At 65.2% G+C, this 25827-nt stretch carries 25 protein-coding genes; 10 read left to right on the top strand and 15 right to left on the bottom strand.

From position 1 onward, the window contains the following. Window positions 1–27: 27 nt before the first annotated feature. From AC3FKG_RS06405 to AC3FKG_RS06355, 11 genes are all read right to left on the bottom strand, one after another. A complete protein-coding gene (locus AC3FKG_RS06405; RefSeq protein WP_483710918.1) occupies window positions 28–1032 on the bottom strand; it encodes an NAD(P)H-quinone oxidoreductase in 1005 nt (334 codons plus the stop codon). A 164-nt stretch (window positions 1033–1196) separates the two neighbouring features. Next, window positions 1197–3365: a polyribonucleotide nucleotidyltransferase gene (gene pnp / locus AC3FKG_RS06400; protein WP_483710917.1), complete on the bottom strand. Its 2169-nt coding sequence runs from the start codon at window positions 3363–3365 to the stop codon at window positions 1197–1199. Between the two features lie 431 nt (window positions 3366–3796). Continuing rightward, a complete protein-coding gene (gene rpsO / locus AC3FKG_RS06395; RefSeq protein ID WP_483710916.1) occupies window positions 3797–4066 on the bottom strand; it encodes a 30S ribosomal protein S15 in 270 nt (89 codons plus the stop codon). 173 nt (window positions 4067–4239) lie between these two features. Next, window positions 4240–5490 (bottom strand): branched-chain amino acid ABC transporter substrate-binding protein, encoded by a 1251-nt coding sequence (locus tag AC3FKG_RS06390; RefSeq protein ID WP_488742698.1) that lies wholly within the window; start codon window positions 5488–5490, stop codon window positions 4240–4242. Window positions 5491–5792: 302 nt separating this feature from the next. After that, window positions 5793–7334: a 2-isopropylmalate synthase gene (locus AC3FKG_RS06385; RefSeq protein WP_483710914.1), complete on the bottom strand. Its 1542-nt coding sequence runs from the start codon at window positions 7332–7334 to the stop codon at window positions 5793–5795. A gap of 315 nt (window positions 7335–7649) precedes the next feature. Further along, complete coding sequence (lysM, locus tag AC3FKG_RS06380; RefSeq protein WP_483710913.1) at window positions 7650–8153, bottom strand: peptidoglycan-binding protein LysM; 504 nt, start codon at window positions 8151–8153, stop codon at window positions 7650–7652. 132 nt (window positions 8154–8285) lie between these two features. Beyond that, window positions 8286–9176, bottom strand: a complete 891-nt coding sequence (gene pssA, locus AC3FKG_RS06375; protein WP_483710912.1) for a CDP-diacylglycerol--serine O-phosphatidyltransferase — start codon at window positions 9174–9176, stop codon at window positions 8286–8288. 25 nt (window positions 9177–9201) lie between these two features. Next, the gene (locus AC3FKG_RS06370; protein ID WP_483710911.1) at window positions 9202–9855 is read right to left on the bottom strand and encodes a phosphatidylserine decarboxylase; all 654 of its coding nucleotides are present in this window, start codon (window positions 9853–9855) and stop codon (window positions 9202–9204) included. 250 nt (window positions 9856–10105) lie between these two features. Beyond that, a complete protein-coding gene (ilvC, locus tag AC3FKG_RS06365) occupies window positions 10106–11122 on the bottom strand; it encodes a ketol-acid reductoisomerase (RefSeq protein WP_483710910.1) in 1017 nt (338 codons plus the stop codon). 124 nt (window positions 11123–11246) lie between these two features. Further along, a complete protein-coding gene (ilvN, locus tag AC3FKG_RS06360; protein ID WP_483710909.1) occupies window positions 11247–11738 on the bottom strand; it encodes an acetolactate synthase small subunit in 492 nt (163 codons plus the stop codon). Beyond that, window positions 11738–13501, bottom strand: a complete 1764-nt coding sequence (locus AC3FKG_RS06355; protein ID WP_483710908.1) for an acetolactate synthase 3 catalytic subunit — start codon at window positions 13499–13501, stop codon at window positions 11738–11740. Before AC3FKG_RS06355 ends, ilvN begins: the two co-directional genes overlap by 1 nt. Before the next feature lie 345 nt (window positions 13502–13846). On the opposite strand from AC3FKG_RS06355, the gene AC3FKG_RS06350 reads away from it, so the two are divergent. The 10 genes from AC3FKG_RS06350 (at window position 13847) to AC3FKG_RS06305 (ending at window position 21319) form a co-directional block, all read left to right on the top strand. Next, entirely contained in the window at window positions 13847–14413 is a 567-nt protein-coding gene (locus tag AC3FKG_RS06350; RefSeq protein ID WP_483710907.1) for an RNA polymerase sigma factor, read from the top strand. After that, on the top strand, window positions 14410–14847 hold the full coding sequence (locus AC3FKG_RS06345; protein WP_488742697.1) for a DUF3619 family protein: 438 nt from the start codon (window positions 14410–14412) through the stop codon (window positions 14845–14847). The genes AC3FKG_RS06350 and AC3FKG_RS06345 overlap by 4 nt, the downstream gene beginning before the upstream one ends. A gap of 2 nt (window positions 14848–14849) precedes the next feature. Continuing rightward, the gene (locus tag AC3FKG_RS06340) at window positions 14850–15602 is read left to right on the top strand and encodes a DUF3106 domain-containing protein (protein ID WP_483710905.1); all 753 of its coding nucleotides are present in this window, start codon (window positions 14850–14852) and stop codon (window positions 15600–15602) included. A 105-nt stretch (window positions 15603–15707) separates the two neighbouring features. After that, a complete protein-coding gene (locus AC3FKG_RS06335) occupies window positions 15708–16244 on the top strand; it encodes an RDD family protein (RefSeq protein ID WP_488742696.1) in 537 nt (178 codons plus the stop codon). Continuing rightward, the gene (locus AC3FKG_RS06330) at window positions 16241–17224 is read left to right on the top strand and encodes an esterase/lipase family protein (protein WP_483710903.1); all 984 of its coding nucleotides are present in this window, start codon (window positions 16241–16243) and stop codon (window positions 17222–17224) included. Before AC3FKG_RS06335 ends, AC3FKG_RS06330 begins: the two co-directional genes overlap by 4 nt. Before the next feature lie 116 nt (window positions 17225–17340). After that, the gene (locus tag AC3FKG_RS06325) at window positions 17341–18339 is read left to right on the top strand and encodes a UDP-2,3-diacylglucosamine diphosphatase (RefSeq protein WP_483710902.1); all 999 of its coding nucleotides are present in this window, start codon (window positions 17341–17343) and stop codon (window positions 18337–18339) included. Window positions 18340–18397: 58 nt separating this feature from the next. Continuing rightward, on the top strand, window positions 18398–19525 hold the full coding sequence (locus AC3FKG_RS06320; protein ID WP_488742695.1) for a glycosyltransferase family 4 protein: 1128 nt from the start codon (window positions 18398–18400) through the stop codon (window positions 19523–19525). Then, window positions 19452–19937 carry a diacylglycerol kinase gene (locus tag AC3FKG_RS06315; RefSeq protein WP_483710900.1) on the top strand — a complete coding sequence of 162 codons (486 nt, stop codon included), beginning with the start codon at window positions 19452–19454 and terminating at the stop codon, window positions 19935–19937. Before AC3FKG_RS06320 ends, AC3FKG_RS06315 begins: the two co-directional genes overlap by 74 nt. A 93-nt stretch (window positions 19938–20030) precedes the next feature. Further along, entirely contained in the window at window positions 20031–20738 is a 708-nt protein-coding gene (locus AC3FKG_RS06310; RefSeq protein ID WP_483710899.1) for a TetR/AcrR family transcriptional regulator, read from the top strand. After that, window positions 20735–21319, top strand: coding sequence for an LOG family protein (locus AC3FKG_RS06305; RefSeq protein WP_488742694.1), 585 nt, complete (start codon window positions 20735–20737; stop codon window positions 21317–21319). Before AC3FKG_RS06310 ends, AC3FKG_RS06305 begins: the two co-directional genes overlap by 4 nt. Before the next feature lie 31 nt (window positions 21320–21350). Here the strand turns inward: AC3FKG_RS06305 and AC3FKG_RS06300 are convergent, their stop codons facing one another. The 4 genes from AC3FKG_RS06300 to AC3FKG_RS06285 form a co-directional block, all read right to left on the bottom strand. Continuing rightward, window positions 21351–21956 carry a DUF924 family protein gene (locus tag AC3FKG_RS06300; protein ID WP_488742693.1) on the bottom strand — a complete coding sequence of 202 codons (606 nt, stop codon included), beginning with the start codon at window positions 21954–21956 and terminating at the stop codon, window positions 21351–21353. A 47-nt stretch (window positions 21957–22003) separates the two neighbouring features. Then, entirely contained in the window at window positions 22004–22423 is a 420-nt protein-coding gene (locus tag AC3FKG_RS06295; RefSeq protein WP_483710896.1) for a group II truncated hemoglobin, read from the bottom strand. Window positions 22424–22460: 37 nt separating this feature from the next. After that, window positions 22461–24965, bottom strand: a complete 2505-nt coding sequence (locus AC3FKG_RS06290; protein ID WP_488742800.1) for an ABC transporter permease — start codon at window positions 24963–24965, stop codon at window positions 22461–22463. 176 nt (window positions 24966–25141) lie between these two features. Further along, window positions 25142–25753, bottom strand: a complete 612-nt coding sequence (locus AC3FKG_RS06285; protein WP_488742692.1) for a DUF4126 domain-containing protein — start codon at window positions 25751–25753, stop codon at window positions 25142–25144. Window positions 25754–25827 lie beyond the last annotated feature (74 nt).

Genomic DNA, 25827 nt, shown 5'->3' with positions numbered 1-25827 from the left:
GCCGGCGCGGCAACTTTTCAAGGCCGCTTACCAGGTCAGGACGATCTTGCCGATGTGCTCGCTGGATTCCATCAGCCGATGGGCTTCGGCCGCCTGGGCCGCCGGAAACACCTTGTGGATCACCGGCTTGATCTTGCCCGCCTCGAGCAGCGGCCACACCTGCTGATGCAGCGCCTGGGCGATCTGCCCCTTGAATGCCGCGGACCGCGGACGCAGGGTGGAGCCAGTGACCGTGATTCGGCGGCGCAGGATATCGCCAAGCGGAATCTCCGCCTTGGCGCCGCCAAGCAGCGCGATGATGACGATGCGGCCATCGTCGGCAATGCACTTCAACTCACGGCCCAGATAGGAGCCAGCCACCATGTCGAGGATCACGTCGACGCCCTTGCCAGCGGTCAGCGTGGCCACTTCGGCAACGAAATCCTGGGTCTTGTAGTTGATGGCACGGTCTGCGCCGAGATCCTCGCAGGCCTTGCATTTCTCATCGGTACCGGCCGTGACGAACACCTTGTAGCCGAGCGCCTTGGCAATCTGGATCGCGGTTGTACCGATGCCGCTGGAGCCGCCCTGGATCAGCAGCGTCTCATCCTTTCCGCGCGGGCCCTGGCCCAGGTAACCGCGGTCGAACACATTGCTCCACACGGTGAAAAAGGTTTCCGGCAGCGCCGCGGCTTCGATATCGCTCAGGCCCTTCGGAGCCGGCAGGCACTGGGCCACCGGCGCCGTGCACAGTTGCGCATAGCCGCCGCCTTGCACGAGCGCGCAGACGCGATCGCCAACCTTGAGCCCGAAGCGGTTATCCGCATGGGAGAGGTCTCCACCGACCACGACGCCAGCCACTTCGAGGCCAGGCAGGTCCGACGCGCCGGGCGGTACCGGATAGTTGCCGGTGCGCTGGAACACGTCGGGGCGATTGACGCCGGCCGCGGCCACGCGGATCAGGATCTCGCCGGCACCCGCCACCGGGTCGGGGCGTTGCGTCTCCTGCAGGACTTCGGGCGCACCGTATTCGCGAATCTCGATGGCTTGCATTGCTGCTCCTTTTCTTGGTCTCGCGCGCGACGCAAGAGGCCATCGCGGCGTGTCGGTGAGAGCGGTCGCTCAATTGGGTTGCCCGGCAGTGTAAACAAAAAAGCGGCTGGACATCGCCAGCCGCTTTTTCTTCGATACCGCCGGATGGCGGCGCCGGATTCAGCTTACTGCTGCTGGTCCGACGGCGCAGCCGGAGCCGGCGCTGCTTCGGCGTGCGTCTGCGGGCTGATGCTGCCGCCCTCTTCCGCCAGCGCGGCCTTCAGCGACAGGCGCAGACGGCCCTTCTCGTCAGCCTGGATCAGCTTGACGCGCAGCTGCTGGCCTTCCTTCAGCCAGTCCTTGATGTCCTTCACGCGCTCGTTGACGATTTCCGAGATATGCAGCAGACCGTCCTTGCCCGGCAGGATGTTCACGATCGCGCCGAAGTCCAGCAGCTTCAGCACCGTGCCGTTGTAGATCTTGCCCACTTCGGCTTCGGCGGTGATGCCTTCGATGCGGCGCTTGGCTTCGGCCATGCCTTCGGTCGAGGTCGAGGCGATGGTGATGGTGCCGTCTTCCTGGATGTCGATGGTGGTGCCGGTTTCCTTGGTCAGCGCCTGGATGGTCGAGCCGCCCTTGCCGATCACTTCGCGGATCTTGTCCGGATGGATCTTCATGGTGATCATGCGCGGAGCGTGCGCCGACAGTTCGGTGCGGGCGTGGCCCATGGCGCTGTGCATCGCGCCCAGGATATGCAGGCGGCCTTCCTTGGCCTGCGCCAGGGCAACCTGCATGATTTCCTTGGTGATGCCCTGCACCTTGATGTCCATCTGCAGTGCGGTGATGCCGTTGTCGGTACCCGCGACCTTGAAGTCCATGTCGCCCAGGTGGTCTTCGTCACCGAGGATGTCGGTCAGAACGGCGAACTTGTTGCCTTCCAGGATCAGGCCCATGGCCACGCCGGCCACGTGCGCCTTGACCGGAACGCCGGCGTCCATCAGTGCCAGGCAACCGCCGCAGACCGAAGCCATCGACGACGAACCGTTGGATTCGGTGATTTCCGAAACCAGGCGAATGGTATAGGCGAACTCGTCGTCCTTCGGCAGCACCGGGATCAGTGCGCGCTTGGCCAGGCGGCCATGGCCGATTTCGCGGCGCTTCGGGCTGCCCACGCGACCGGTTTCGCCGGTGGCGAACGGAGGCATGTTGTAGTGGAGCATGAAGCGGTCGCGGTATTCACCGGCCAGCGCGTCGATGATCTGCTCGTCGCTCTTGGTACCGAGCGTAGCCACCACCAGTGCCTGGGTCTCGCCGCGGGTAAACAGCGCCGAACCGTGGGCGCGCGGCAGGACCGACGAACGGATCTCGATCGGGCGCACGGTGCGGGTGTCGCGGCCGTCGATACGCGGCTCCCCTGCCAGCACCTGGCCGCGCACGATCTTGGCTTCCAGGTCGAACATGATGTTGCCGACTTCCACCTTGTCGGCTTCCACGCCGGCGGCTGCCAGCGCGGCCGCCACGTTGGCGGACACTTCCTTCAGCTTCTGGCTGCGGGCCGACTTCTGGCGCAGCTGGTAGGCTTCCTGCAGCAGCGGCAGCGCCACTTCGGTGACCTTGGCGATCAGCGCTTCGTTCTTCGGCGCAGCGGCCCAGTCCCACTCCGGCTTGCCGCCGTCACGGACCAGTTCGTGGATCGCATTGATCGCGGTTTGCATCTGCTCGTGGCCATACACCACGGCACCCAGCATCACATCTTCCGACAGCTGGTTCGCTTCCGATTCCACCATCAGCACAGCGCGCTCGGTACCGGCGACGATCAGGTCGAGGTCCGAAGTCGCCATTTGCGAACGGGTCGGGTTCAGCAGGTACTGGCCGTCCTTGTAGCCGACGCGGGCAGCGCCCACCGGACCGCTGAACGGAATGCCCGACACGGCCAGCGCGGCCGAGGCACCGATCAGCGCAGGGATGTCAGCCGGCACGTCCGGGTTCAGCGACACCACGTGCACGACAACTTGTACGTCGTTGTAGAAGCCTTCCGGGAACAGCGGACGCAGCGGACGGTCGATCAGGCGCGAGGTCAGGGTCTCGTTTTCCGACGGACGGCCTTCACGCTTGAAGAAGCCACCGGGGATCTTGCCGGCAGCGTAGGTCTTTTCGATGTAGTCGACGGTCAGCGGGAAGAAGTCCTGGCCGGCCTTCGGGCTCTTGGCGGCGACAACGGTCGCCAGCACGACGGTGTCTTCCACGTCGACCAGCACCGCGCCACCGGCCTGGCGGGCGATTTCACCGGTTTCCATACGGACCGAATGTTGGCCCCACTGGAACTGCTTGACTACTTTGTTGAACATGGACATTTGCATTCCTTGTCTTGCGTGCACGCCGGAATCATTGCTCGGCGTGCGCCGCCTGCGTTCTCAGCCGCAGGCTAACTGCCGGAAACAGTCGCAGTGGCAGGGAAGTGCTATGCCATTCCAGCGCGGCACGGTTGCCGATGCCGCGCTGGAATGACACAAAACCCCGTTTCCTTGGCCGATCCGGATACTGAAAACCATGAAAAAGAGCAACTTACTCCGTTGCGGGGCTTGCCGCAACGGGGGACCGGCGAATCGGAATCCCCTCAGGTCCAGTGAAGCGAAGATCACTCAAGTATTACTGCATTGCGGACCGGGCATGCGTTGCCCCGCCAGAAATGCAAAATGCCTGCCCCAGCAGTGCTGAAGCAGGCATCGAGGCGTCACGCGAAACCGTGCAAACCCTGGAATCGCGCTGCCATGCCAGCCAATCCTTACTTGCGCAGGCCCAGCTTTTCGATCAGGGCGCGGTAACGGTCAGCGTCGTTGGACTTCAGGTAGTCCAGCAGGCGACGACGACGGCTCACCATGCGCAGCAGGCCGCGGCGGCTGTGGTGGTCCTTCATGTTGGCCTTGAAGTGCGGGGTCAGTTCGTTAATGCGGGTGGTCAGCAGGGCCACCTGAACTTCGGGGCTGCCAGTGTCGTTGGCGCCACGGGCGAACTGCTGAATGACTTCAGACTTGTTGATATTGGCGAATGCCATGATGATTTCCTTTTACTTGCGAACGCCACAGCGCGGGATGCGCCGCTTGCGTCGTGCCATGCATAAACTGGCATCTGCCCTCACGCCGGGAATACCGGGTGACGACAGCCGCGGATTATAGCGGAAAGCCTTTCCGGAGGCCAGCCTGCCTTCCTCTTCCCTGACCCGACTCGCTATGGGCGCTGCATACGGCACGTCGTCGGCAGCGTGGTCTGGGCGGCCTTGAGCTTGCGCACCGTGCGGAAGCCGTAGCCGGAGCCCTCGTTGTCAAATCGTACTTCGCCGCCCTGCCGCTCCATGACCGAGACATAGAGCGGCTGAAGCACCTGGTGGTCGTCGGCGCGCACCGTGGCCTCATGGAAGTCATTGACGTATCGCATGTTCTCCAGCGCGCGGGCTACCTGCACGGCATCGGTCGAGCCGGCTTTCTCAATCGCGCGCGCCAGCATTTCCACCATCATCTGCATGCGCAGGTGCACGTAATCGTCCCTTGGGTCCGGGTAGCGGGCGCGGAACTGCTCGTAGAAGGCGTCCGAGGCGACCCCACCGACGTTCGGGTGCCATTCCGCCACGGCGAGCACACGACCCACGCCGGCATCCCCCATCGCGGCGGGTGCGCCAAGTCCATTGCCGTAGAAGGTATAGAACCTGGCCTGCAGGCCGCCTTCGCGTGCAGCCTTGACCATCAGCGTCAGGTCATTGCCCCAGTTTCCTGTCACCACCGCGTCGGCCCCGCTGGCCTTGATTTTGGCGATGTAGGGCGCAAAGTCCTTGATCTTGCCGATCGGGTGGAATTCGTCGCCGACAAACTGCAGGTCCGGCCGCTTGGCCGCCAGCATCTCGTGCGCGGAGCGCGACACCTGATGGCCGAAGCTGTAGTCCTGGTTGAACAGGTACACGCGGCGCACCGCGCGGTCCTGCCGGATGACTTCGGCCAGTGCCTGCATGCGCATGTCGGCGCTGGCGTCGAAGCGGAAATGCCAGAAGCTGCAATTCTCGTTGGTCAGGCTCGGGTCGACGGCCGAATAGTTCAGGAACAGTACCCGGGCGTCGGGCTGCCGGGCATTATGCCGGTTGATTGCCGCCACCAGCGCGCTCGCCACCGCCGAGCTGTTGCCTTGCAGGACAAAGGGAATGCCCTTGTCCACGAGCCCGCGGAACTGGATCAGGCTTTCGTCGACGTTGCCCTTGCTGTCGAAGGTCACCAGCTCCATCGGGCGCTTGCCCTGAGCCGTCTTCACGCCGCCCCGCGCATTGATCCGCTCGATCGCGATGCGCAGATTCCGGACCACGGCATCGCCGGCATTGGCGAACGGCCCGGACAGCCCGTCGATCATGCCGAGCCGGATCGGCTCCTGCGCCTGGGCTCCCGCTGCCAACCACATGAGGCCAACTGCCAGCCAACCCTTCGCCTGTTTCCACATGCCATGCCTCCACGAAAGGGCGCATGGTAAGGCAGCGCCCGCGCCGCGGCAAATCAGAATGCCGCGCCGTTCCCAGCCGAAATGCGGAGCCGATGCGCGGATTTGTCGAATGTTCTCAGCAACGATCAGTATCTTCGGCCCATGTGGCGCGAAGTCTGACCCTACGCTTGCGCCACCCCATGAAAACAGCCCGCGGACCATGCTTGATGGCCGGCGGGCTGGTTCGGGCGTTCAGGGCCGGTAAGCCCTTCGCCCCCGGCGCTGCTCCGGGTAGGAACGGCGCCAGGATGCGGGTCTGAAAATCAGATCTGCGGGTTGATCTTCTGGACGGCCTTGTCGTGCAGCTTGTTCAGCGCGGCCAGGTAGGCCTTGGCCGATGCCGCCACGATATCCGGGTCGGTACCGACACCGTTGACAATACGGCCGGCCTTGGACAGACGCACCGTCACCTCGCCCTGCGCCTCGGTACCGCCGGTGATGGCGTTCACCGAGTACAGCACCATCTCGGCGCCGCTGTTCACCTGCGATTCGATCGCGTGCAGCGTGGCATCGACCGGACCATTGCCCTCGCCTTCGCCGGCGTGCTCCTGGCCATCCATGTTGAACACCACGCGGGCACGCGGACGCTCCCCCGTTTCCGAGCGCTGCGACAGCGAGATGAAGCGATAGTGTTCGTTGGCGTCATGCTGCGCCTCGTTCGAGACGATGGCCATGATGTCTTCGTCGAAGATCTCGGCCTTCTGGTCGGCCAGTTCCTTGAAGCGGCCGAAGGCGGCATTGACCTCGGCTTCGCTTTCGAGCTCGACACCCAGCTCCTGCAGGCGTTGCTTGAACGCGTTGCGGCCCGACAGCTTGCCCAGCACGATCTTGTTGGCGGTCCAGCCCACATCTTCCGCACGCATGATCTCGTAGGTGTCGCGCGCCTTCAGCACGCCGTCCTGGTGGATGCCCGAGGCATGCGCGAACGCATTGGCGCCGACCACGGCCTTGTTCGGCTGGACCACGAAGCCGGTGATCTGCGACACCAGCTTCGAGGCCGGCACGATCTGCGAGGTATCGACGCCGACGTCGAGATTGAAGTAATCGCGGCGCGTCTTCACGGCCATCACGACTTCTTCGAGACTGGTATTGCCGGCACGCTCGCCCAGGCCGTTGATCGTGCACTCGATCTGGCGGGCGCCGCCGAGCTTCACGGCTGCCAGCGAGTTCGCCACCGCCATGCCGAGGTCATTGTGGCAATGGACCGACCACACGGCCTTGTCGGAGTTGGGGATACGCTCGCGCACCGAACGGATCAGGCCGGCATAGCCTTCCGGCACGGCATAACCCACGGTATCCGGCAGGTTGATGGTGGTCGCCCCTTCGGCAATCACGCCTTCGAGCACGCGGCACAGGAAATCCATGTCCGAGCGGCTGCCGTCTTCCGGCGAGAACTCGATATCGTCCGTGAACTGGCGCGCAAAGCGCACGGCCAGGCGGGCCTGCTCATACACCTGGTCAGGCGTCATGCGCAGCTTCTTTTCCATGTGCAGCGCCGAGGTGGCGATGAACGTGTGGATACGGAACGAATTGGCCGGCTTCAGCGCTTCGGCAGCGCGGGCGATGTCCTTGTCGTTGGCGCGGGCCAGCGAGCAGATGGTCGAATCCTTGACGACCTGGGCAATCGAACGGATGGCTTCGAAGTCGCCGTTGGAGCTTGCCGCGAAGCCAGCCTCGATCACGTCGACCTTCAGCCGCTCCAGCTGCTTCGCAATGCGGATCTTTTCCTCGCGCGTCATCGAGGCGCCGGGCGACTGCTCGCCATCGCGCAAGGTGGTGTCGAAAATGATGAGTTTGTCAGACATTGGAGCTCCTGGGCTTTATCGTGTGCGGTCCCCGCCATCGTGCCGCCGGGTATCGCCTGTTTCGCGCATCCCTGATGCGGGAATGCAAAACGCCCCGGCGTGCATCGATGCAGGCCGGGGCGTTGGAAAATTCCTTGGTGATTCCGCGCTAAGGTATGGGTAGCCTTAGCGCACGCGCGTCCCGACCTGATGGCCTAGTAGGCCACCTAGGGTGGTGCGGGCGAGTAGGGCTTGGCGCGAAATCATGGCAAGGAATATAGCGGAGTTGCCGCGCCCATGCAAGACGGGTAATCACGGGCAAGGTCGGCGCCGGTCTCAGCCCTTCGGAGGAATCCGCAGTTTCTGGCCCGGGTAGATCTTGTCGGGGTGAGACAGCATTGGCTTGTTGGCCTCGAAGATGCGGTTGTACTCGGCGCCGTTGCCGTAGGCCGCCTGCGAGATCGCCCACAGCGTGTCGCCCTTGACCACGGTGTGCCACTGCGACTCGGACGACTCGACGTTGACCGACATCTTGTCCTCGACCTTGTCCACGCCTTGAACGTTACCGCAGCACAGGACGATCTTTTCCCGCGTAGCCTGGTCGGGCGCCACGCCGAAAACGGTCACCAGCCCCTGGGAGCCATCCACCTGCACCATCAGGCCCGTGGCATCGAGACCCATCTGCTTGATGTACGCCTCGATGGCATCGCCGGCAGCGCGGTTGGCCGCATCCACGTTCTCGGCCGATGCGTCGGCCGTCGCGGCGGCCTGCGCGGCCTTGGCCTCGCCGGTGCCGAACAGCTTTTCCCCCGCTTCCTTGATGAAGTCGAACATGCCCATGACATCCTCCTGACGGTGAGTGGAAACACAGAATCCATGCCATGGTGGCTGCCATGGCAAAGCGGAACCCGTGGTGAAGCGTCCCGCTGCAAAGCACGAAGGGCGCCGCAGCGCCCTTCCCCTTCGCATCAACTAGTGATTGCCGCTATCGCGCGCCCGCCTGGCCACCCCGGGCTGGCCGTGAATGCCGCGCCAGGCCCACAGTACGTAGCCGGAAATCGCATAGGCGACAAACAGTGCAAACAGGGCGACCGGCGGATCGGTCGACACCAGCACGAAGAGCACCAGTACCAGCACCATCATGCCGAACGGCACGCGGTAGCGGACATCGAGCGCCTTGCCGCTGTAGAACGGCGCATTCGACACCATCGACAGCCCGGCATACAACGTGATGCCGAACGCCACCCACGGCATCCACAGTTCCTTGACCGGCAGCTTGTTGTCGATCACCAGCCAGACAAAACCGGCGACCAGCGCCGCGGCCGCCGGACTCGGCAGCCCCTGGAAGAAGCGCTTGTCGACCACGCCGATATTGGCATTGAAGCGCGCCAGCCGCAGGGCTGCGCACGTGCAATAGACAAAGGCCGCGATCCAGCCCCATTTGCCGAGGTCATGGAGGATCCATTCGTACATCACCAGGGCTGGCGCCACGCCGAACGAGGTCATGTCCGAGAGCGAATCGTACTGTTCGCCGAACGCGCTTTGCGTGTTGGTGATGCGCGCCACGCGCCCGTCCATGCCATCGAGCACCATCGCGGCGAAGATCGCAATGGCCGCCACGTCGAAGCGCATGTTCATGGCCTGCACGATGGCAAAGAAGCCGGCGAACAGCGCTGCCGTGGTGAACGCATTCGGCAGCAGGTAGATACCGCGGCGGCGCGGACGCTCGTAGATGATGTCCTGGTCATCCGCGACATCGTCGTCCAGCTCATCCGCGCCGCGCAGCTGGTTGTGGCGGAACGGACGCAGGTGCGTCACGTTGCCATTGGTGTTCCGCTTGTTGCGTCGATGGAAGGCAACCATTACAGCGCTCCTGTCTGGTTGTCGCTTACTTCAGTTCATCCAGCTCGGCGAGGATCGTCGACGATGCCGAGACCTTTTCACCGATGGTGACACGCGGTCGCGCATTCAGCGGCAGGTAGACGTCCACGCGGGAACCGAAACGGATAAACCCATAGCGCTGGCCGCGCGACAGGCTTTCGCCGACGCGGGTGTAGCACAGGATGCGGCGTGCCACGAGGCCTGCCACCTGCACCAGTGTCACGATCTGGCCATCGACGGCGCGGCGGATCACCAGCGCATTGCGTTCGTTCTCTGTCGATGCCTTGTCCAGGTCGGCGTTGACAAACTTGCCCGGAAAGTATTCGAGCTTTTCGACCTGACCGTCAACCGAAGCGCGGTTCGAATGCACGTTGAACACGTTCATGAACACGCTGATCTTCAGCGCTTCACGGCCGGCATACGGGTCCTGGACCTTTTCCACCGAGACGATGCGCCCGTCGGCGGGTGCCAGCACGGCATTCGGTTGCGCGGGAATCGGGCGCGGCGGATCACGGAAGAACTGGAGCACGAACAGCGTGATGATCCACAACGGCAATGCCCACCAGAAACCCGCGCTGGCATGGACCAGCAGCGAGATAAGAAAGGCGCCGGCCAGGAATGGCCAGCCTTCACGGGCGATCAGCGGATGAGGATAGTTCATGCAGTGCTTGTTTGATGGAAAAGAAAAGGCACGATCGCGCACTAAACTGCGGCAGACGCGGCCACTGGCGGGCCCGACGGCACCGAAGCAGAGCAGGATAAGGCACGCTCCGCCCATAGTCTGACAAGGATAACAAAAAGCCGTTCAGGCCCCGTGAATCCCTTCCCACTATAGAAGGCATCCACGAGACACTGAACGGCTGTGACCGCGCCAGCCATCGGGCGGCACGGTCTTCAGGCTGGCAGGCAGCTTAGTTCTTCGACTGATCGACCATCTTGTTCTTGGCGATCCACGGCATCATTGCGCGCAGCTTTTCGCCAACCACTTCGATCTGGTGCTCGGCGTTCAGGCGGCGGCGCGACGACAGGGTCGGGGCGCCAGCCTTGTTTTCCAGCAGGAAGCTCTTGGCGTACTCGCCGGTCTGGATGTCCTTCAGGCACTGCTTCATGGCCTTCTTGGTCTCTTCGGTCACGACGCGCGGGCCAGTGACGTATTCGCCGTATTCGGCGTTGTTCGAGATCGAGTAGTTCATGTTGGCGATGCCGCCTTCGTAGATCAGGTCGACGATCAGCTTCAGCTCGTGCAGGCACTCGAAGTAGGCCATTTCCGGCGCGTAGCCGGCTTCCACCAGCGTTTCGAAGCCTGCCTTGATCAGCTCGACGGTACCGCCGCACAGCACGGCTTGTTCGCCGAACAGGTCGGTTTCGGTTTCTTCGCGGAAGTTGGTCTCGATGATGCCGGCACGGCCGCCGCCATTGGCGGTGGCGTATGACAGGGCGATGTCACGGGCGGCGCCGGACTTGTCCTGGTGCACGGCGATCAGGTGCGGCACGCCGCCACCCTGGCTGTACGTGGCACGCACGGTGTGGCCCGGGGCCTTCGGCGCGATCATGATCACGTCCAGGTCGGCGCGCGGCACCACGGCACCGTAGTGCACGTTGAAGCCGTGGGCGAAGGCCAGCGCGGCGCCTTCCTTGATGTTGGCGTGCACTTCGTTCTTGTACACGTCGGCGATCTGCTCGTCCGGCAGCAGGATCATGACCACGTCGGCGCCCTTCACGGCCTCGGCCACTTCCTTCACCTGCAGGCCGGCGTTGACGGCCTTGTTCCACGACGCGCCGCTCTTGCGCAGGCCGACCGTCACGTTCACGCCCGAATCCTTCAGGTTCAGCGCGTGGGCATGGCCTTGCGAGCCGTAGCCGATGATGGTGACGTTCTTGCCCTTGATGAGGGAGAGGTCGGCGTCCTTGTCGTAAAACACTTTCATGATAATTCCTTCAGTCTCTATCTTTGTATGAGGAGGCGGCATCATCAGGCGCATCGTGTGCGTCCGGATCGCGCCGCCCGGGGGGATACTGCGAAAACTTTCAGCGTGCGTGCGGGACGTCCGTTCAGACCTTCAGGATGCGCTCGCCGCGGCCAATGCCCGAGCCGCCGGTACGGACGGTCTCGAGGATGGCGGTGCGGTCGATGGCATCGAGAAACGCATCGAGCTTGACGCCGGCGCCGGTCAGCTCGATGGTGTAGGTCTTCTCGGTAACGTCGATGATGCGGCCACGGAAGATGTCGGCGGTGCGCTTCATTTCCTCGCGCTCCTTGCCGACCGCGCGCACTTTCACGAGCATCAGCTCGCGTTCGATGTGCGCGCCTTCGGTCAGGTCGACCACCTTCACCACTTCCACGAGGCGGTTCAGGTGCTTGGTGATCTGTTCGATCACGTCATCCGAACCAGTCGTGACGATCGTCATGCGCGACAGCGATGCGTCTTCGGTGGGTGCCACCGTCAGCGTCTCGATGTTGTAGCCGCGGGCCGAGAACAGGCCGACCACGCGCGACAGCGCGCCCGGTTCGTTTTCCAGCAGGACCGAAATGATGTGTCGCATTACAGGTCCTCCGCGCCGAGCAGCATTTCGGAAATGCCCTTGCCCGCCTGGACCATCGGCCAGACGTTTTCCGTGGGATCGGTCTGGAAGTCCAGGAACACGGTTCGGTCCTTCAGGCGGAAGGCCTCGCGCAGCGCCGGCTCGACGTCGGACGTCTTTTCCACGCGCATGCCGATATGGCCATAGGCCTCGGCCAGTTTCACGAAGTCAGGCAGTGCATCCATGTAGGAATGCGAGTAGCGGTTGTCGTACTCGATTTCCTGCCATTGGCGCACCATGCCCAGGTAGCCGTTGTTGAGCGAGCAGATCTTGACCGGGGTGTCGTACTGCAGGCAGGTCGACAATTCCTGGATACACATCTGGATCGAGCCCTCACCGGTGATGGTGACGACTTCCTTCTCCGGGAACGCCTTCTTGATGCCCATGGCGTACGGCAAGCCCACGCCCATCGTGCCCAGGCCACCGGAGTTGATCCAGCGGCGCGGCTCGTTGAACTTGTAGAACTGCGCGGCCCACATCTGGTGCTGGCCGACGTCGGAGCAGATGAAGGCATCGCCCTTGGTCAGTTCCCAGATCTTCTCGACCACGTACTGCGGCTTGATGATCTCGGAGCTGCGGTCGTATTTGAGGCAGTCCACCGAACGCCATTGCTCGATGCGCTCCCACCACTTGGCCAGGGCCTCGCGCTTGGGCTTGACGTCGCTGGCCTGGAGCTGGGCAATCAGTTCCTGCAGCACGTCCTTGACGTTGCCAACGATGGGGATGTCCACCTTCACGCGCTTCGAGATCGACGACGGGTCGATGTCGATGTGGATGATCTTGCGCGCCTGCGAGGCGAAGTGTCCCGGATTGCCGATCACGCGGTCATCGAAACGCGCGCCAATGGCAATCAGCACGTCACAATCCTGCATGGCCATATTGGCTTCATACGTGCCGTGCATGCCCAGCATGCCGACGAACTGCTTGCTGCTGCCCGGGAACGCGCCCAGGGCCATCAGCGTGTTGGTGACCGGGTGGCCCGTGAGAGCAGCCAGCTGGCGCAGTTCCTCGCTGGCATTGGCCAGCACCACGCCGCCGCCGGCGTAGATGTACGGACGCTCTGCGCCCTGCAGCAGCGCGACGGCCTTGCGGATCTGGCCCGAATGCCCCTTGTTCACCGGGCTGTACGAGCGCATGTCGATCGACTTGGGGTACTCGTACTTGCAGGTGTTCCGGGAGACATCCTTGGGGATGTCCACGACCACCGGGCCCGGACGGCCGGTGGAGGCAATATAGAACGCCTTCTTGATGGTCGATGCGAGGTCGCGCACGTCCTTCACGAGGAAGTTGTGCTTGACGATCGGCCGGGTGATCCCGACGGTATCGCATTCCTGGAAGGCATCCTGGCCGATCGCGTGGGTCGGCACGTTGCCGGTGATCACCACCATCGGGATCGAGTCGAGATACGCGGTGGCAATGCCCGTGACGGCATTGGTCACGCCGGGACCGGAGGTCACCAGGGCGACGCCCACCTTGCCGGTTGCCCGCGCGTAGCCGTCTGCGGCATGGACCGCGGCCTGCTCGTGGCGCACCAGGATGTGCTCGAATTTCGTTTGCTTGTGAAGCTCGTCGTAGATATACAGCACTGCGCCGCCGGGATAACCCCAGACGTACTCAACGCCTTCTTCGGCTAGTGCGTGAACGAGAATTTCCGCACCGATCATTTCGGGTGCGGCAGATGAATTGCTGTCTGCGTGGGAGAATTCCGCGCTGGGCATGTTCATTTCAGTCCTTTGCAATTTTCGGCAAAAAATTGTTTGGATGCTCTCTGCCGGGCTTGTGGCACGGGTTCAAGCGGTGCGCGTCTGCATGGAAGACCGCCTCATAAGCGGCCGGATGAGACAACCACTGATGTCGTGTGAACCGTCGATGATACTGCAATGCATCAGCGCGGTCTACGATCTTTTCGTGTCGCCCCGCCGCCATTTTGCAGACGGGTTCTTGTATTAGGGACAATACAGAAGTGGTCATGGCCACTTGTTTTTTGCTAGCATCGCACCACTCCGGCTACGCCGCGAGCCGTTCGCAGCACATCCGCCAGCACAGAGATATCGTTTTCACCCGCCTGCATGGCTACCGACCAGGAACTGTCCGACTTTCTCGCCAGCGTCGAGCGGCGCGCCTTCAAGCAGGCGGTCTTTGCCGTGCGCGACGACGAAGCGGCGCTGGACATCGTCCAGGACGCCATGATCAAGCTGGCGGAAAAATACGGCGACAAGAGCGCCGCGGAATTGCCCCCGCTGTTCCAGCGCATTCTGCAGAACACGATCCACGACCATTTCCGCCGCCAGAAGGTGCGCAATACCTGGGTGTCGCTCTTCTCGAGCCTGCGCGACGAACGCGACGGCGACGACAACGACCTGCTCGATACACTCGAAGCCCAGCCCGGATCAGAGCTGGCCGAGAGCAGCGCCGACAAGGTCGAGCGGGCACAGGTGATGCATATCATCGAGCAGGAAATCCAGCGTCTGCCCACGCGTCAACGCGAGGCATTCCTGATGCGTTACTGGGAGGATATGGACGTCGCCGAAACCGCCGCGGTCATGGGGTGCTCAGAAGGCAGCGTCAAGACGCACTGTTCCCGTGCCACGCATACCCTGGCGCAAGCATTGCGCGCACGGGGGGTTCGACTATGAGCAGAAACGACAGAGAAATTCAGGAACTACGCTTCGCGCATGAGGTTCGCGCTGCACTTGACGCATCGGCCGACAATTTGCCGGCCGATGTGAGCGAGCGGCTGGCGGCTGCGCGCCGTATGGCGCTGGCCCACAAGAAGGCCGAGGCGCCGGTGCGCGCACCGCAATTCGCCATGCCGGCCGGCCATCACGCGCCATCGTTCGACGACGAAGACGATTCTGCCTTGCACCGGGTCGGCAGCTGGCTGAAGCGGGGGGCGCTGGTCTGGGCCCTGGTCGCGCTCGGCGCCGGCCTGATCGGCATCTATCACTGGCAGCAACAGAAGCGTGTCGAGGAACTGGCGGACATCGATGCCGCCATGCTGCTCGACGACCTTCCCCCCACGGCATACGCCGACCAGGGCTTCCACGTGTTCCTGAAGCGCGGGCAATAGACATGGCCCGTGCGACTTCCCGCCCCGACGCAATCCGCCGCCGGCTGGAAACCCTGCTGCTGTCGGGTTTCTGTGCCGCCGCCGTCTGGTGCCTGACACCGCCCGCCGCCTATGCGCAGGGCCCGGTGTCGGCGCCGCAGGCCACCCCGGCTGTCAATGCACGCCCGGCCTGGTCGGAACTGACGCCGGTCCAGCAGCGCATCCTGGGGCCGCTGCAGCCACTGTGGGACACGCTGCCCGAACTCAACCGGCGCAAGTGGCTGCGTATTGCCGAACGCTATCCGAGATTTTCGCCGGATGAACAGGCACGGCTGCAGACGCGGATGGCCGAGTGGGTCAAGATGACGCCGCAGCAACGCCGCCTGGCGCGCGAAAACTACCAGATCACGCGAGCCCTGCCGGCGGAGAAGAAAGCCGAGGCCTGGGACAAGTACCAGCAGTTGCCCGAAGAGCAGAAGAAGAAGCTGGCGGCCGCCGAGCGCGTGCCGCGCAGGCCCGGCGCGGTCAGTGCGCTGCCCAGCGGCAAACGCCTGCCCAGCGACACCAGCCACCAGATTCGCCAGGACAAGAAGGCTGCGGCACTGACGGCAAAGCCGGCCTCGGCGGCGGCTGCCAGGGCCGGCACCGCCGACGCACCGGCCGCCCCGGCGGCGGCAACGCCGCCGGCAAACGCTCCGGCAGCCCCCGCGTCCGCACCGGAAGGCGGGTCCGAAGCCGCTGCCGCCACCCAGGCCGACAGCACAATCCGGCAGTAAAGCGTCCCACGGACAGCCATTTGGCATAATCGCCGGATTCCGCCCATGCCCGGGCCAGGCCCGGTCACGCCGGAACGCTTGTCCAAGGTCATCCGATTCCGTGCCATGCCTGCCGCCACCCTCGCTCCGTCGCCCGCCGTCTCCTCGCATCCGTCCGCCCCGCCGCTGCGTCGACGCATCGCCTGCATGCTGTACGAGGGCGTACTGCTGTTCGGCGTGTTGAGCGCCTCGACGGCGTTATTCCTGCTAGTCCGCCCGATGCTGCAGCAGCTTGGGCTGGACAGCCCCTATGCCATCCAGGGTTGGAGCTTTGTGGTCATGGGACTCTATTTCACCTGGTTCTGGCAGCGCAGCGGCCAGACCCTGGCCATGCAGACCTGGCGCATGCGGATCGAGACCGCCCAGGGTGAGCCGCCGCGCTGGCCGCAGGCCGCCCTGCGCTATGTGCTGGCGTGGCTGTGGCTGCCGCCTTCGGCAGCGCTCGGGCATTGGCTCGGCCTGGTGAAAGGCCCGTTCGTCGGCGTGCTCTGCGGCGGGCTCTTCGTGTGGATCCTGCTGGCCTTGCTCGATCCGCGCCGCCAGTTCCTGCACGACCGCCTGGCGCGAACGCGCGTGACCGACCTGCGGCCACCGCGCCCATGACCCTGAGCGCCGCCGGCGCGCGCCGCGTGGCGGTAACGCTGCAGGCGGCCACTGCGGCCGGAATCGGCTGGCTACTGACGCAATACGCTGGCTGGAACTGGCCGGCGGCACTGCTCGCCGGTATCGCGGCAGTACTGGCCGGACTGGCCTTGGGCATCGGACTGGCCTTCGCCATGACGCTGCGCGGCACCGGCGTGGCGCGCCACCAGCGCCCTCCTGCCGCGCCGGCCGGGCTTGCCAGCGGCAGGTTTCCGCTGCGGCCCCTCGAGGCTGTCCGGTGCTTCGCCAATGAGTACATTGCGGTCTTCCGCATGTTCAACTGGCTGCAGCCGTTCTGCTCTCACCGCCGATACGCGCAGCCCGCGGAAACGTTTGCCACACGCCCGATGCCTACCGTGCTGCTGGTGCATGGCTACGCATGCAATCATGCCGTCTGGCTGGATCTGCAACCCGCGCTGGCGGCATCCGGCTATCCCTGCGAAGCCATCGACCTCGAGCCAGTTCTGGGCGATCTCGACGACTATGCCGACGCCCTGCGCCGGCATGTCGGCCAGGTCAATGCGCGTACGGGCCAGCCCCCGCTGCTGGTCTGCCATAGCATGGGCGGGCTGGTCGCGCGGGCGGCACTGGCGCGCTCCGGCGAGAACCTCTGCGCCGGGGTCGTCACGCTTGGCACCCCGCACCACGGCTGCGCGCTGGCCCGCTTCGGCGCCGGCCGCAACAGTTGGCAGATGCGCTGCGGCAGCCCCTGGCTGAGGGCGCTGGCCCGGATCGAAGCCCAGGCACCCGGCTTGCGCGCGCGCCTCGTGTCGATCTTCAGCTGGCACGATTCCATCGCCGGCCCGCCTTGCACCAGCTGGCTGGACGGCGCGCAGAACAAGACGCTGACGGGCATCGGCCATGTATCGCTGCTGCGCGACCCGCGCGCCATCACGGCGGTGCTCGACGCACTGGCCTCGTTGCGCACGGCAGCACCCTGACGCCTCCGCGCGGCGCTGTCGGATGGCGGCAACGTTTCATATGTCATTCATGTTTCCGTCACCGCTCCGTCACGGCGTACTGGCTGAATGCAGCCATCGCCGTCATCGGGGCCGCCATGGTTCAAGCAATCCGGTCTGCACTCGGAATTCTGTCGGGAGTCTCGCACAGGCTGCGTGGCAGCCCTGATCCCGAACTCTCGCAGGTCCTGTCGCGCATCGCCGCGCTCGCGGCCTTCGTGCCGCCGCCGGCCGAGCCCCCCGCCCTGCCGGCGCTGGCACCGCCGTCCGATGCCAGCCAGCATTTCCCGCCCGAGCCGCACCCGATCCAGCAGTACCGCGCGATCTGGCTGTCCGACATCCACCTGGGCACCGCCGGCTGCCAGGCCGACTACCTGCTCGATTTCCTCAAGCACAACGAATCCGAACGGCTCTACCTGGTCGGCGACATCATCGACGGGTGGCAGCTCCGGCGCGGCTGGTACTGGCCGCAGAGCCACAACGACGTGGTGCAGAAGCTGCTGCGCAAGGCGCGCAAGGGCACCGAGGTCATCTACGTCCCCGGCAATCACGACGAAGTCGCCCGGCAGTTCGACGGCCTGGCGTTCGGCGACATCACGGTGCGCGAAGACGCCGTCCACGTGACGGCTACCGGCAAGCGCCTGTGGGTCGTGCACGGCGACCTGTTCGACGGCGTAGTGCAGCACGCGCGCTGGCTCGCGTACCTCGGCGATTCGCTGTACACGGTGATCCTGGCGATGAACCGCCACTTCAACCGCATCCGCGCACGGCTCGGCTTCCCGTACTGGTCGCTGTCGCAGTACCTGAAGCACCAGGTCAAGAACGCGGTGAACTACATCAGCTCGTTCGAACACGCGATGGTCGACGAGGCGCGCCGGCGCGGCTGCGACGGCGTGGTCTGCGGCCATATCCACAAGGCCGAGATCCGCGACGTGAACGGCCAGCTCTACTGCAACGACGGCGACTGGGTCGAAAGCCTGTCGGCGCTGGTCGAAACCATGGAAGGCGAGCTCAAGATCGTCTACTGGACCACGCTGCTCGACGCGCCGCAAGCCATGCCGCGCAAGCGCCGTCGCGCGGCCGCCATCACGGGCTAAACCGCCGGCCCGATCCCCCGATTTTTCAAGAACGCGGCCACACCATCGAGGAGTCCGCATGAAGATCCTGATCGTCACCGATGCCTGGGAACCGCAGGTCAATGGCGTGGTGCGCACGCTCAAGTCGACCCGCCGCGAGCTGGAGGCCATGGGCCACACGGTGGACATGATCACGCCACTGGAATTCCGCACAGTGCCGTGTCCGACTTATCCCGAGATCCGCCTGTCGCTGCTGCCGTCGGCGCGCGTGGCGCAGCGCATCCGCGACTTTGCGCCGGACGCCCTGCATATCGCCACCGAGGGCCCGCTCGGCATGGCCGCGCGCCGCTACGCGCTGCGCCGCGAAATGCCGTACACGACGGCCTACCACACGCGCTTCCCGGAGTACGTGCAGGCCCGCTTCGGCATTCCGCTGTCGTGGACGTACCGCTTCCTGCGCTGGTTCCACGGCCCCGCGCAGGCCGTGATGGCGCCGACGCCCGTGGTGCTGGACGATCTGCGGCGCTACGGCATCGGACACTGCGTGCTGTGGACCCGCGGCGTGGACCTGGAGGTGTTCAAGACGCAGCGTGTCAACGTGCTCAACACCGCGCATCCGATCTTCCTCTATGTCGGCCGCGTGGCCGTGGAAAAGAACGTGGAGGCCTTCCTGGCGCTGGACCTGCCGGGCTCCAAATGGGTGGTGGGCGACGGGCCCGCGCTGGGCTCGCTGCGCGCGCGGTATCCGGGAGCCAACTACCTCGGCGTGCTGAGCCAGCCAGAATTGGCCAGGGTGTATGCTTCGGCTGACGTGTTCGTGTTTCCCAGCCGCACCGATACCTTCGGACTGGTGCTGCTCGAAGCGCTGGCCAGCGGCCTGCCGGTGGCGGCCTATCCCGTGACCGGCCCGATCGACGTGCTTGGCGAGAGCCCGGCCGGCGTGATGCACGAAGACTTGCGCGAAGCCTGCCTGGAAGCGCTGCGCATCGACCGCGCGTCCGCCCGCGCGCATGCCGAGCGGTTCTCGTGGCGTGCCGCGTCCGAGCAGTTCCTGGCGCACCTGCGTCCGCTTTCGGCCGGCGGCAGTACCGGCAGCGCGGACGACGTGCCTGTCCAACCCGCCCCACAGACCCATGCCGAAACCACCTCAGCCGCTGCCGTCCGACCCGTCGCTGCGGGGGCAGGCACCTCGCCCGCCAAGCAGTGATTACTCGATCGAGCAGAACCCGCACAAGGGCAACCGCGGCCTGGCCCGAGCCTGGCATGCCGCGATCAATTCCTTTTCCGGGCTGCGCTACGCCGTACTCGAGGAAAGCGCGTTCCGCCAGGAGCTGACGCTGGTGGCGATCCTGGCGCCGTGCGCTTTCGTGCTGCCGGTCGGCACGGTCGAGCGCATCATGCTGCTGGGCACGTTGCTGGTGGTGCTGATGGTGGAACTGCTGAACTCGAGCGTCGAGGCGGCGATCGACCGCATCTCGCTGGAGCGCCACAGCCTGTCCAAGCGCGCCAAGGATTTCGGCAGCGCCGCGGTCATGCTGGCGCTGATTCTCTGCGGCGGCACGTGGATCGCGATCGCCGGGCCGCACGTCGTGCACTGGTTGCGACAGCTGGCAGGCTGAGCCGCCGCGCGGGATGCCGCAAGGGCGAAGGCAGGCCGGGCCGATTGCTTATAATCGCTACCCTGCCCCGATTCACCGATCGCCCGGACGCCCATGGAACCCAAACCGCAAACCGGTCCCCGCCGCACCAGGGACCGCATCCTCGACGTCTCGCTGCGCCTGTTCAACGAAGTCGGCGAACCCAACGTCACCACCACCACCATTGCGGACGCCATGGAGATCAGCCCCGGCAATCTCTACTACCACTTCCGCAACAAGGACGACATCATCAATTCCATCTTCGTGCGCTTCGAGCAGGAGATGGAACGGCGCCTGAAGCTGCCCGAGGACCACAAGGCCACGCTTGACGAGAGTTGGGGCTACCTGCAGTACATGTCGGAGTTCCTGTGGAACTACCGTTTCCTGTACCGGGACATCAACGACCTGCTGGCTCGCAACCGCATGCTGGAGACCAACTTCAAGCGCATCGTCGGGCAGAAGAAACGCTTTGCGCTGGAGATCTGCACCCAGTTCATCGAAGATGGCGAGATGGAAGCGACCCCGGAGCAGGTCGAAGCGATCTGCACCAACATGGTCGTGCTCGCCACTTACTGGCTGTCGTTCCAGTTCGTGCAGCATCCGCGCCAGTACAACGACCCCGCGCAGATCCGCGGCTACCTGCACGGCTCCAGCTATCACATTTTTTCGATCCTGGCGCCGTACCTGCGCGGCCGCGCGCGCGAGGCGTTCGAGCAGCGCGCGCGCGAATACGCCGCGTCCGGCGCGCCCCAGGAAAACCCGTCAGACAAGGACAAGAAGTGAAATCCGTTTGCGTGTATTGCGGCTCCAGCCCCGGCACTCGCCCCGAGTATGCCCAGGCCGCCCGAGCGCTCGGCAAGGCGCTGGTGGAAAACGACATGTCGCTGGTCTATGGCGGCGGCAAGGTCGGACTGATGGGCATCGTTGCCGATGCCGTACTGGATCACGGCGGCACCGCGATCGGCATCATCCCCGACGCGCTGATGCAGAAGGAAGTGGGCCACCGCGGCCTGACCGAACTGCACGTGGTGCGCAATATGCACGAACGCAAGCAGATGATGGCCGACCGCGCCGATGCCTTTATCGCCATGCCCGGCGGCGTGGGCACGTTCGAGGAGCTGTTCGAGACCTTCACGTGGCTACAGCTCGGCTACCATGCCAAGCCGGTCGGGCTGCTCAACGTGGCGGGCTTCTATGACGGCATGCTGGGCTTCCTGTCGCACGCGGTGCAGGAAGGATTCCTCAAGCAGGTTCATGCCGACCTGCTGCATGTAGCCGACACGCCGGCAGCGCTGCTGGGCAAGCTGGGCAACGCCCCGCGCGAGATCGTCGACAAGTGGCAGGAACGCCGCGACGAAACCTGACGCAGGGCCCGGTGCCGGGCAGGCCGCGACATCAGAACCGCGAGCCCGGCTCCTTGAGGAAAGCCAGTTCCTCCGGCGTGCTCTGCCGGCCCAGGATGGCATTGCGGTGCGGAAAACGCCCGAAGCGCGCGATGACCACGCGATGCTTTTCCGCCCACTCCACCACATCCACCTTCCCGGCAGTCTCTTCACGCAGCTGCGTCGTCAGCCGGACGCTTTCGTCCTGGTCCTGCAGCGACTCCGAGTGCTCGAACGGCAGGTAGCAGAACATGCGGTGAAAGCCGGTCGGCAATTCACGGTCCATCCCGCCCTCGACCATGCGCCGCGCCAGCGCCAGTGCCTGGGCATCGGTCGCAAAGCTGCGCGGGTCGTTGCGGAACAGGTTGCGCGGGAACTGGTCGAGCAACACCACGCGGGCGCAGGCGCCTTCATGCGTGGCGCACCAGTCCTCGCCGTCGTCGGGGTCGCCGGAGTGCGCCGTCTCCCACAACGTCAGGAAGCGTGAGCGGATCACGTCGTCGAACGCGGCGGACTTGGTGAACCATTCCCGCCGCTCGGTGTTCCAGACCGGCGAGCCGTGGTGGCCGAACCAGAACTCCAGCAGTTCGTGGGCGGCTTCAGGCAACTTGTCTTGCATCGCCCTACCCCTTTCTAGAAAAGATTCTCGAAGCGATCCGGGCCGCTTCAGCGGGCCACGTTGCGCATCCAGTCAGCGGTCTGGAAGAAGGCCTGCATCAGGCGCAGTTGCAGGTCCTCGGACAGTCCGATGTCCTGCATCGCCAGCGCCATGCAACGCATCCACTGGTCACGCTCGCTGACGCCGATTTCAAACGGCATATGGCGCGCGCGCAGGCGCGGATGGCCGAAGCGCTCGATGAAATGATTTGGGCCGCCCAGCCAGCCGCACAGGAACCAGAACAGCTTGTCGCGCGACCCGTCGAGCGAAGGCGGATGGATCGCGCGCAGGCCGGCGAACTCCGGTTCCAGGTCCATCAGGTCGTAGAAGCGGTCCACCAGCTCGCGCACGCGCGCTTCGCCGCCGACCAGGTCGAAGGCCGTGACTTCGGTGCCGGCCTTGCCGGTGGATTCGGGTTCGGTACTCATTCAGATACTCGCAAACTGTGGACGGCGAGCCGGGGCATCATGCATCACGCAATGTCGCCAGCGCCGGCTGGCGCAGCACATCGCGCAGGCCCAGCCAACCGCCCGCAAAAGCGCACAGCATGCCAGAAACCACGCCGGTCGGCACGATCCACGGATTGAAGCGATAGGGGAAATCGAAGACATACTGGGACAACCCCCAGCCGACCGCAATCGCACCGAGACTGGCCAGCAGGCCGGCCAGCCCGCCGACCACCAGGAATTCCGCGTACTGCGTTTGCCTGACCTGCGCGGCCGAAGCGCCCAGTGCCTTGAGCAGGCCGGCATCGCGCATGCGTTCGTCGCGCGCGCCCGACAGTGCCGCGTACAGCACCGTGATGCCCGCCGCCAGCGTGAAGACGAAGAGGAATTCCACGGCGGCAATGACCTGGTCCACCACTGCCTGGATCTGCCGCAGGATCAGGTCGGTGTTGACCATGGTGATGTTGGGAAACGCTGCGACCAGCCGGTTGCCAAGCGCCGCGCTCGCGGCCGGCAGGTGGAAGGCGGTGATATAGGTCTCGGGCAGCCCGTGCATGGCGGAAGGCGAAAGGATCACGAAGAAATTGACCCGCATCGATCCCCAGTCGAGCTTGCGCAGCGAGGTCACAGTTGCCTGTACGTTCTGGCCCGCGACGTCGAAGTGCAAGGTATCGCCGAGGCGGATGCCAAGGGTCTTGGCGATCCCTTCCTCGACCGATGCCCCCGCGCCGGTACCATGGAGCCAGTGCCCGGCAACCACCTGATTGCCTTCCGGCAGCGCGTCGGTATAGGACAGGTTGAATTCGCGCTCCACCAGGTTGCGCGCGCGGCCTTCGGCGTAGCTGTCCGCACGGATCGGGCGCGCGCCGATTTGCGTCAGGCGTCCGCGCACCATGGGATACAGCAGGTCGTGGATGCCGGCCGTGGCCAGCATGCCGCGCAACGGCTCGCGCTGGTCCGGCTGGATGTTGATGATGAAGCGGTTGGGCGCGTCGGCGGGTGTCGCGTTGCGCCATGAATCGACCAGGTCGTTGCGCGTCATGCCGAGCAGAAGCAGCGCCATCAGGCCCACCGCAAGCGCCACGGTCTGCAGCACGGTCACGGCGCGGCGCCGCTCCAGCACGGCCAGCGCAAAGCGCCAGCCCACGGCAGTCCGGCCCGACAGCCGGCCGCGCAGCGCGCGCGACAGCAGCATCAGCAGCCCGAGCGCCAGCAGCGCGAATACGGCACCAGCCGCGGCAAACCCGCCAGCAGTGGTCAGCCCGAGCCGCAGGTCGCGCGCCGCCACCAGCAACAACGCGACGAAGGCGCCAAGCCCCAGCGCATAAGCCGCCCACGCCGACACGGGCGGCGGCCCGATGTCACGGCGCAGCACGCGCAACGGCGCGATGCGCGTCAGCGCGAGCAACGGTGGCAGCGCAAAGCCCGCTAGCAGCACGAGCCCGGCCAGCACACCCACGATCGCCGGCAACAACGACGGCTGCGGCAGCGAGACCTGCAGCAGCCCCCCCAGCGACATCAGCAACCCGTAGTGGGCCAGATAGCCCAGCACCACGCCCACCGTGGCCCCGGCCGCGCCAAGCAACAGGAACTCCAGGCCGAAGGCCGCCAGGATCTGGCGGCGCGACAGCCCCATGCACTTGTAGACCGCGCACGCGTCGGTATGCCGCTGCATATAACGACGCGCCGACATCGCGATCGCCACCGCGGCGATCATCGACGAGAGCACCGCGACCAGCGACAGGAAGCGCTCGGCGCGGTCCAGCGTCGCGCGCATCTGCGGCTGCCCCGATTCGAGCGATTCCACGCGCGTGTTGCGCAGCTTGAGGCGGTCGATCTCCCCCGCGGCCCAGCGCTGGTAGGCACGGCCCGCGGCGTCGGGCCCCGCCACCAGCAGGCGGTAGCTCACGCGGCTGCCCCAGCCGATCAGGCCGGTGCTGTCGAGATCGGACAGCGGCATCAGCACGCGCGGCGCGAAGTTCATGAAGCCCGCGCCGCGATCGAGTTCCTGCGTGACGATACGTTCGATGCGGAACGTGCGGCTTCCCAGCTGCAGCGCGTCGCCCACGCGCACGCCCAGCGCACCCAGCAGCGCCTCGTCCACCCACACCGTGCCGGGCGCCGGAATGCCTTCAACGGCCTGCTCCGGACCGCCGGGCACGGCGGCCACCTTCAGCTTGCCCCGCAACGGATAGGCAGGGCTGACCGCCTTGAGCGCGGCGAGCTGGCTCGGCGCTTCCGCGCCGGCCGGGGCATCGGCGCGGCGTGCCGTCGCCATGCTCGGAAAGGTTACCGTGTGTGCCACCGTCATCCCCGTCTCGGCAGCATGGTTGGCGAACGCTGCATCGAACGGGTGGTCGGACACCAGCAGCACATCCGCCGCAATCATCTGCCGCGCGTCGCGCTCCAGGCCCAGGCGCATGCGGTCGGCCAGGAAGCCGACGCTGGTCAGCGCGGCGACCGCCAGCACCAGCGCAAACAACAGCAGGTAAAGCTCGCCGGCCAGCCAGTCGCGCCGCGCCATGCGCAGGGCCTGTCGCCACGCGGAGAATCGATGCCCCCGCAGCACTTCAGGAGGAACGGAAGCGGAAACGGAGGTGTCGGGCACGGAAGCGGGTTCGGTTGGCATCAATGTTGGATCAAGTCATTTTGACGGCGCCGCCAGACGGGCAATCAAGCGGCGCGGGGCCGGACAGGCGGTCAGGTTCGTCTTGCGGGCGGTCGCGGGCTATCCGTGCGGTTGCGCAAGGTGGCATGCAGGCGGCGCACGCCGCGCCAGAGCTTGGGCAGCAGCCAGACGGCAATCACCAGGAAAACTACCAGCAGGACCAGGAACAGCACCGGCAGGAAAAAGGCCAGCAGCAGGCTGCCGGTTGCCGTGACATCCTCGGTAAATGAGGCCGCCCAGTTCGAGAAAGGCTCCGGCGAGACATTGATCAGCGCGCGCGTGCCGGCCTTGGCGACGTGGGCCGTGCCGGCAAGGGTTCCGCCGACCAGCCCGGCCGCGACCATCCACTGCGGGTCCAACTGGCCGAATGCCGCCGCCGCAAGGATGGCACCGGCAGGAATGCGGATGAAGGTATGGATGCTGTCCCAGACCGAATCAAAGCCGGGGACCTTGTCGGCGATGAACTCCGCCAGCGCGAGCACCGCCGCCACGCCGATCACCCACCATGACTCCAGCGCGTGCAACCCCGGCGGCAGGTGCAGCCAGCCCAGCCGCGACAACGCGCCTGCGGTCAGGATTGCGAGATAGAGTCGGAAGCCGCTGGCCCAGGACATGCCTGCGGCCAGCGCGGCGGTTTCCAGCATGGGGCTCCTTGCAATGGCGGAACGATGGCTCAGGCCACTGCAAGGAGTGTAGCGCGAACCCCGCGCCTGCAATC

Source organism: Cupriavidus sp. 22TCCZM04-2 (assembly GCF_057798895.1).
The sequence above is the reverse complement of the archived record's forward strand: the minus strand, read 5'-3'. Positions and strand labels throughout refer to the sequence as shown.

What these genes read in the sequence shown, in the direction of transcription:
- AC3FKG_RS06405 (WP_483710918.1), bottom strand. Translation starts at nt 1,032, where the DNA reads ATGCAAGCCATCGAGATTCGCGAATACGGTGCGCCCGAAGTCCTGCAG.
- pnp (WP_483710917.1), bottom strand. Translation starts at nt 3,365, where the DNA reads ATGTCCATGTTCAACAAAGTAGTCAAGCAGTTCCAGTGGGGCCAACAT.
- rpsO (WP_483710916.1), bottom strand. Translation starts at nt 4,066, where the DNA reads ATGGCATTCGCCAATATCAACAAGTCTGAAGTCATTCAGCAGTTCGCC.
- AC3FKG_RS06390 (WP_488742698.1), bottom strand. Translation starts at nt 5,490, where the DNA reads ATGTGGAAACAGGCGAAGGGTTGGCTGGCAGTTGGCCTCATGTGGTTG.
- AC3FKG_RS06385 (WP_483710914.1), bottom strand. Translation starts at nt 7,334, where the DNA reads ATGTCTGACAAACTCATCATTTTCGACACCACCTTGCGCGATGGCGAG.
- lysM (WP_483710913.1), bottom strand. Translation starts at nt 8,153, where the DNA reads ATGGGCATGTTCGACTTCATCAAGGAAGCGGGGGAAAAGCTGTTCGGC.
- pssA (WP_483710912.1), bottom strand. Translation starts at nt 9,176, where the DNA reads ATGGTTGCCTTCCATCGACGCAACAAGCGGAACACCAATGGCAACGTG.
- AC3FKG_RS06370 (WP_483710911.1), bottom strand. Translation starts at nt 9,855, where the DNA reads ATGAACTATCCTCATCCGCTGATCGCCCGTGAAGGCTGGCCATTCCTG.
- ilvC (WP_483710910.1), bottom strand. Translation starts at nt 11,122, where the DNA reads ATGAAAGTGTTTTACGACAAGGACGCCGACCTCTCCCTCATCAAGGGC.
- ilvN (WP_483710909.1), bottom strand. Translation starts at nt 11,738, where the DNA reads ATGCGACACATCATTTCGGTCCTGCTGGAAAACGAACCGGGCGCGCTG.
- AC3FKG_RS06355 (WP_483710908.1), bottom strand. Translation starts at nt 13,501, where the DNA reads ATGAACATGCCCAGCGCGGAATTCTCCCACGCAGACAGCAATTCATCT.
- AC3FKG_RS06350 (WP_483710907.1), top strand. Translation starts at nt 13,847, where the DNA reads ATGGCTACCGACCAGGAACTGTCCGACTTTCTCGCCAGCGTCGAGCGG.
- AC3FKG_RS06345 (WP_488742697.1), top strand. Translation starts at nt 14,410, where the DNA reads ATGAGCAGAAACGACAGAGAAATTCAGGAACTACGCTTCGCGCATGAG.
- AC3FKG_RS06340 (WP_483710905.1), top strand. Translation starts at nt 14,850, where the DNA reads ATGGCCCGTGCGACTTCCCGCCCCGACGCAATCCGCCGCCGGCTGGAA.
- AC3FKG_RS06335 (WP_488742696.1), top strand. Translation starts at nt 15,708, where the DNA reads ATGCCTGCCGCCACCCTCGCTCCGTCGCCCGCCGTCTCCTCGCATCCG.
- AC3FKG_RS06330 (WP_483710903.1), top strand. Translation starts at nt 16,241, where the DNA reads ATGACCCTGAGCGCCGCCGGCGCGCGCCGCGTGGCGGTAACGCTGCAG.
- AC3FKG_RS06325 (WP_483710902.1), top strand. Translation starts at nt 17,341, where the DNA reads ATGGTTCAAGCAATCCGGTCTGCACTCGGAATTCTGTCGGGAGTCTCG.
- AC3FKG_RS06320 (WP_488742695.1), top strand. Translation starts at nt 18,398, where the DNA reads ATGAAGATCCTGATCGTCACCGATGCCTGGGAACCGCAGGTCAATGGC.
- AC3FKG_RS06315 (WP_483710900.1), top strand. Translation starts at nt 19,452, where the DNA reads ATGCCGAAACCACCTCAGCCGCTGCCGTCCGACCCGTCGCTGCGGGGG.
- AC3FKG_RS06310 (WP_483710899.1), top strand. Translation starts at nt 20,031, where the DNA reads ATGGAACCCAAACCGCAAACCGGTCCCCGCCGCACCAGGGACCGCATC.
- AC3FKG_RS06300 (WP_488742693.1), bottom strand. Translation starts at nt 21,956, where the DNA reads ATGCAAGACAAGTTGCCTGAAGCCGCCCACGAACTGCTGGAGTTCTGG.
- AC3FKG_RS06295 (WP_483710896.1), bottom strand. Translation starts at nt 22,423, where the DNA reads ATGAGTACCGAACCCGAATCCACCGGCAAGGCCGGCACCGAAGTCACG.
- AC3FKG_RS06290 (WP_488742800.1), bottom strand. Translation starts at nt 24,965, where the DNA reads ATGGCGCGGCGCGACTGGCTGGCCGGCGAGCTTTACCTGCTGTTGTTT.
- AC3FKG_RS06285 (WP_488742692.1), bottom strand. Translation starts at nt 25,753, where the DNA reads ATGCTGGAAACCGCCGCGCTGGCCGCAGGCATGTCCTGGGCCAGCGGC.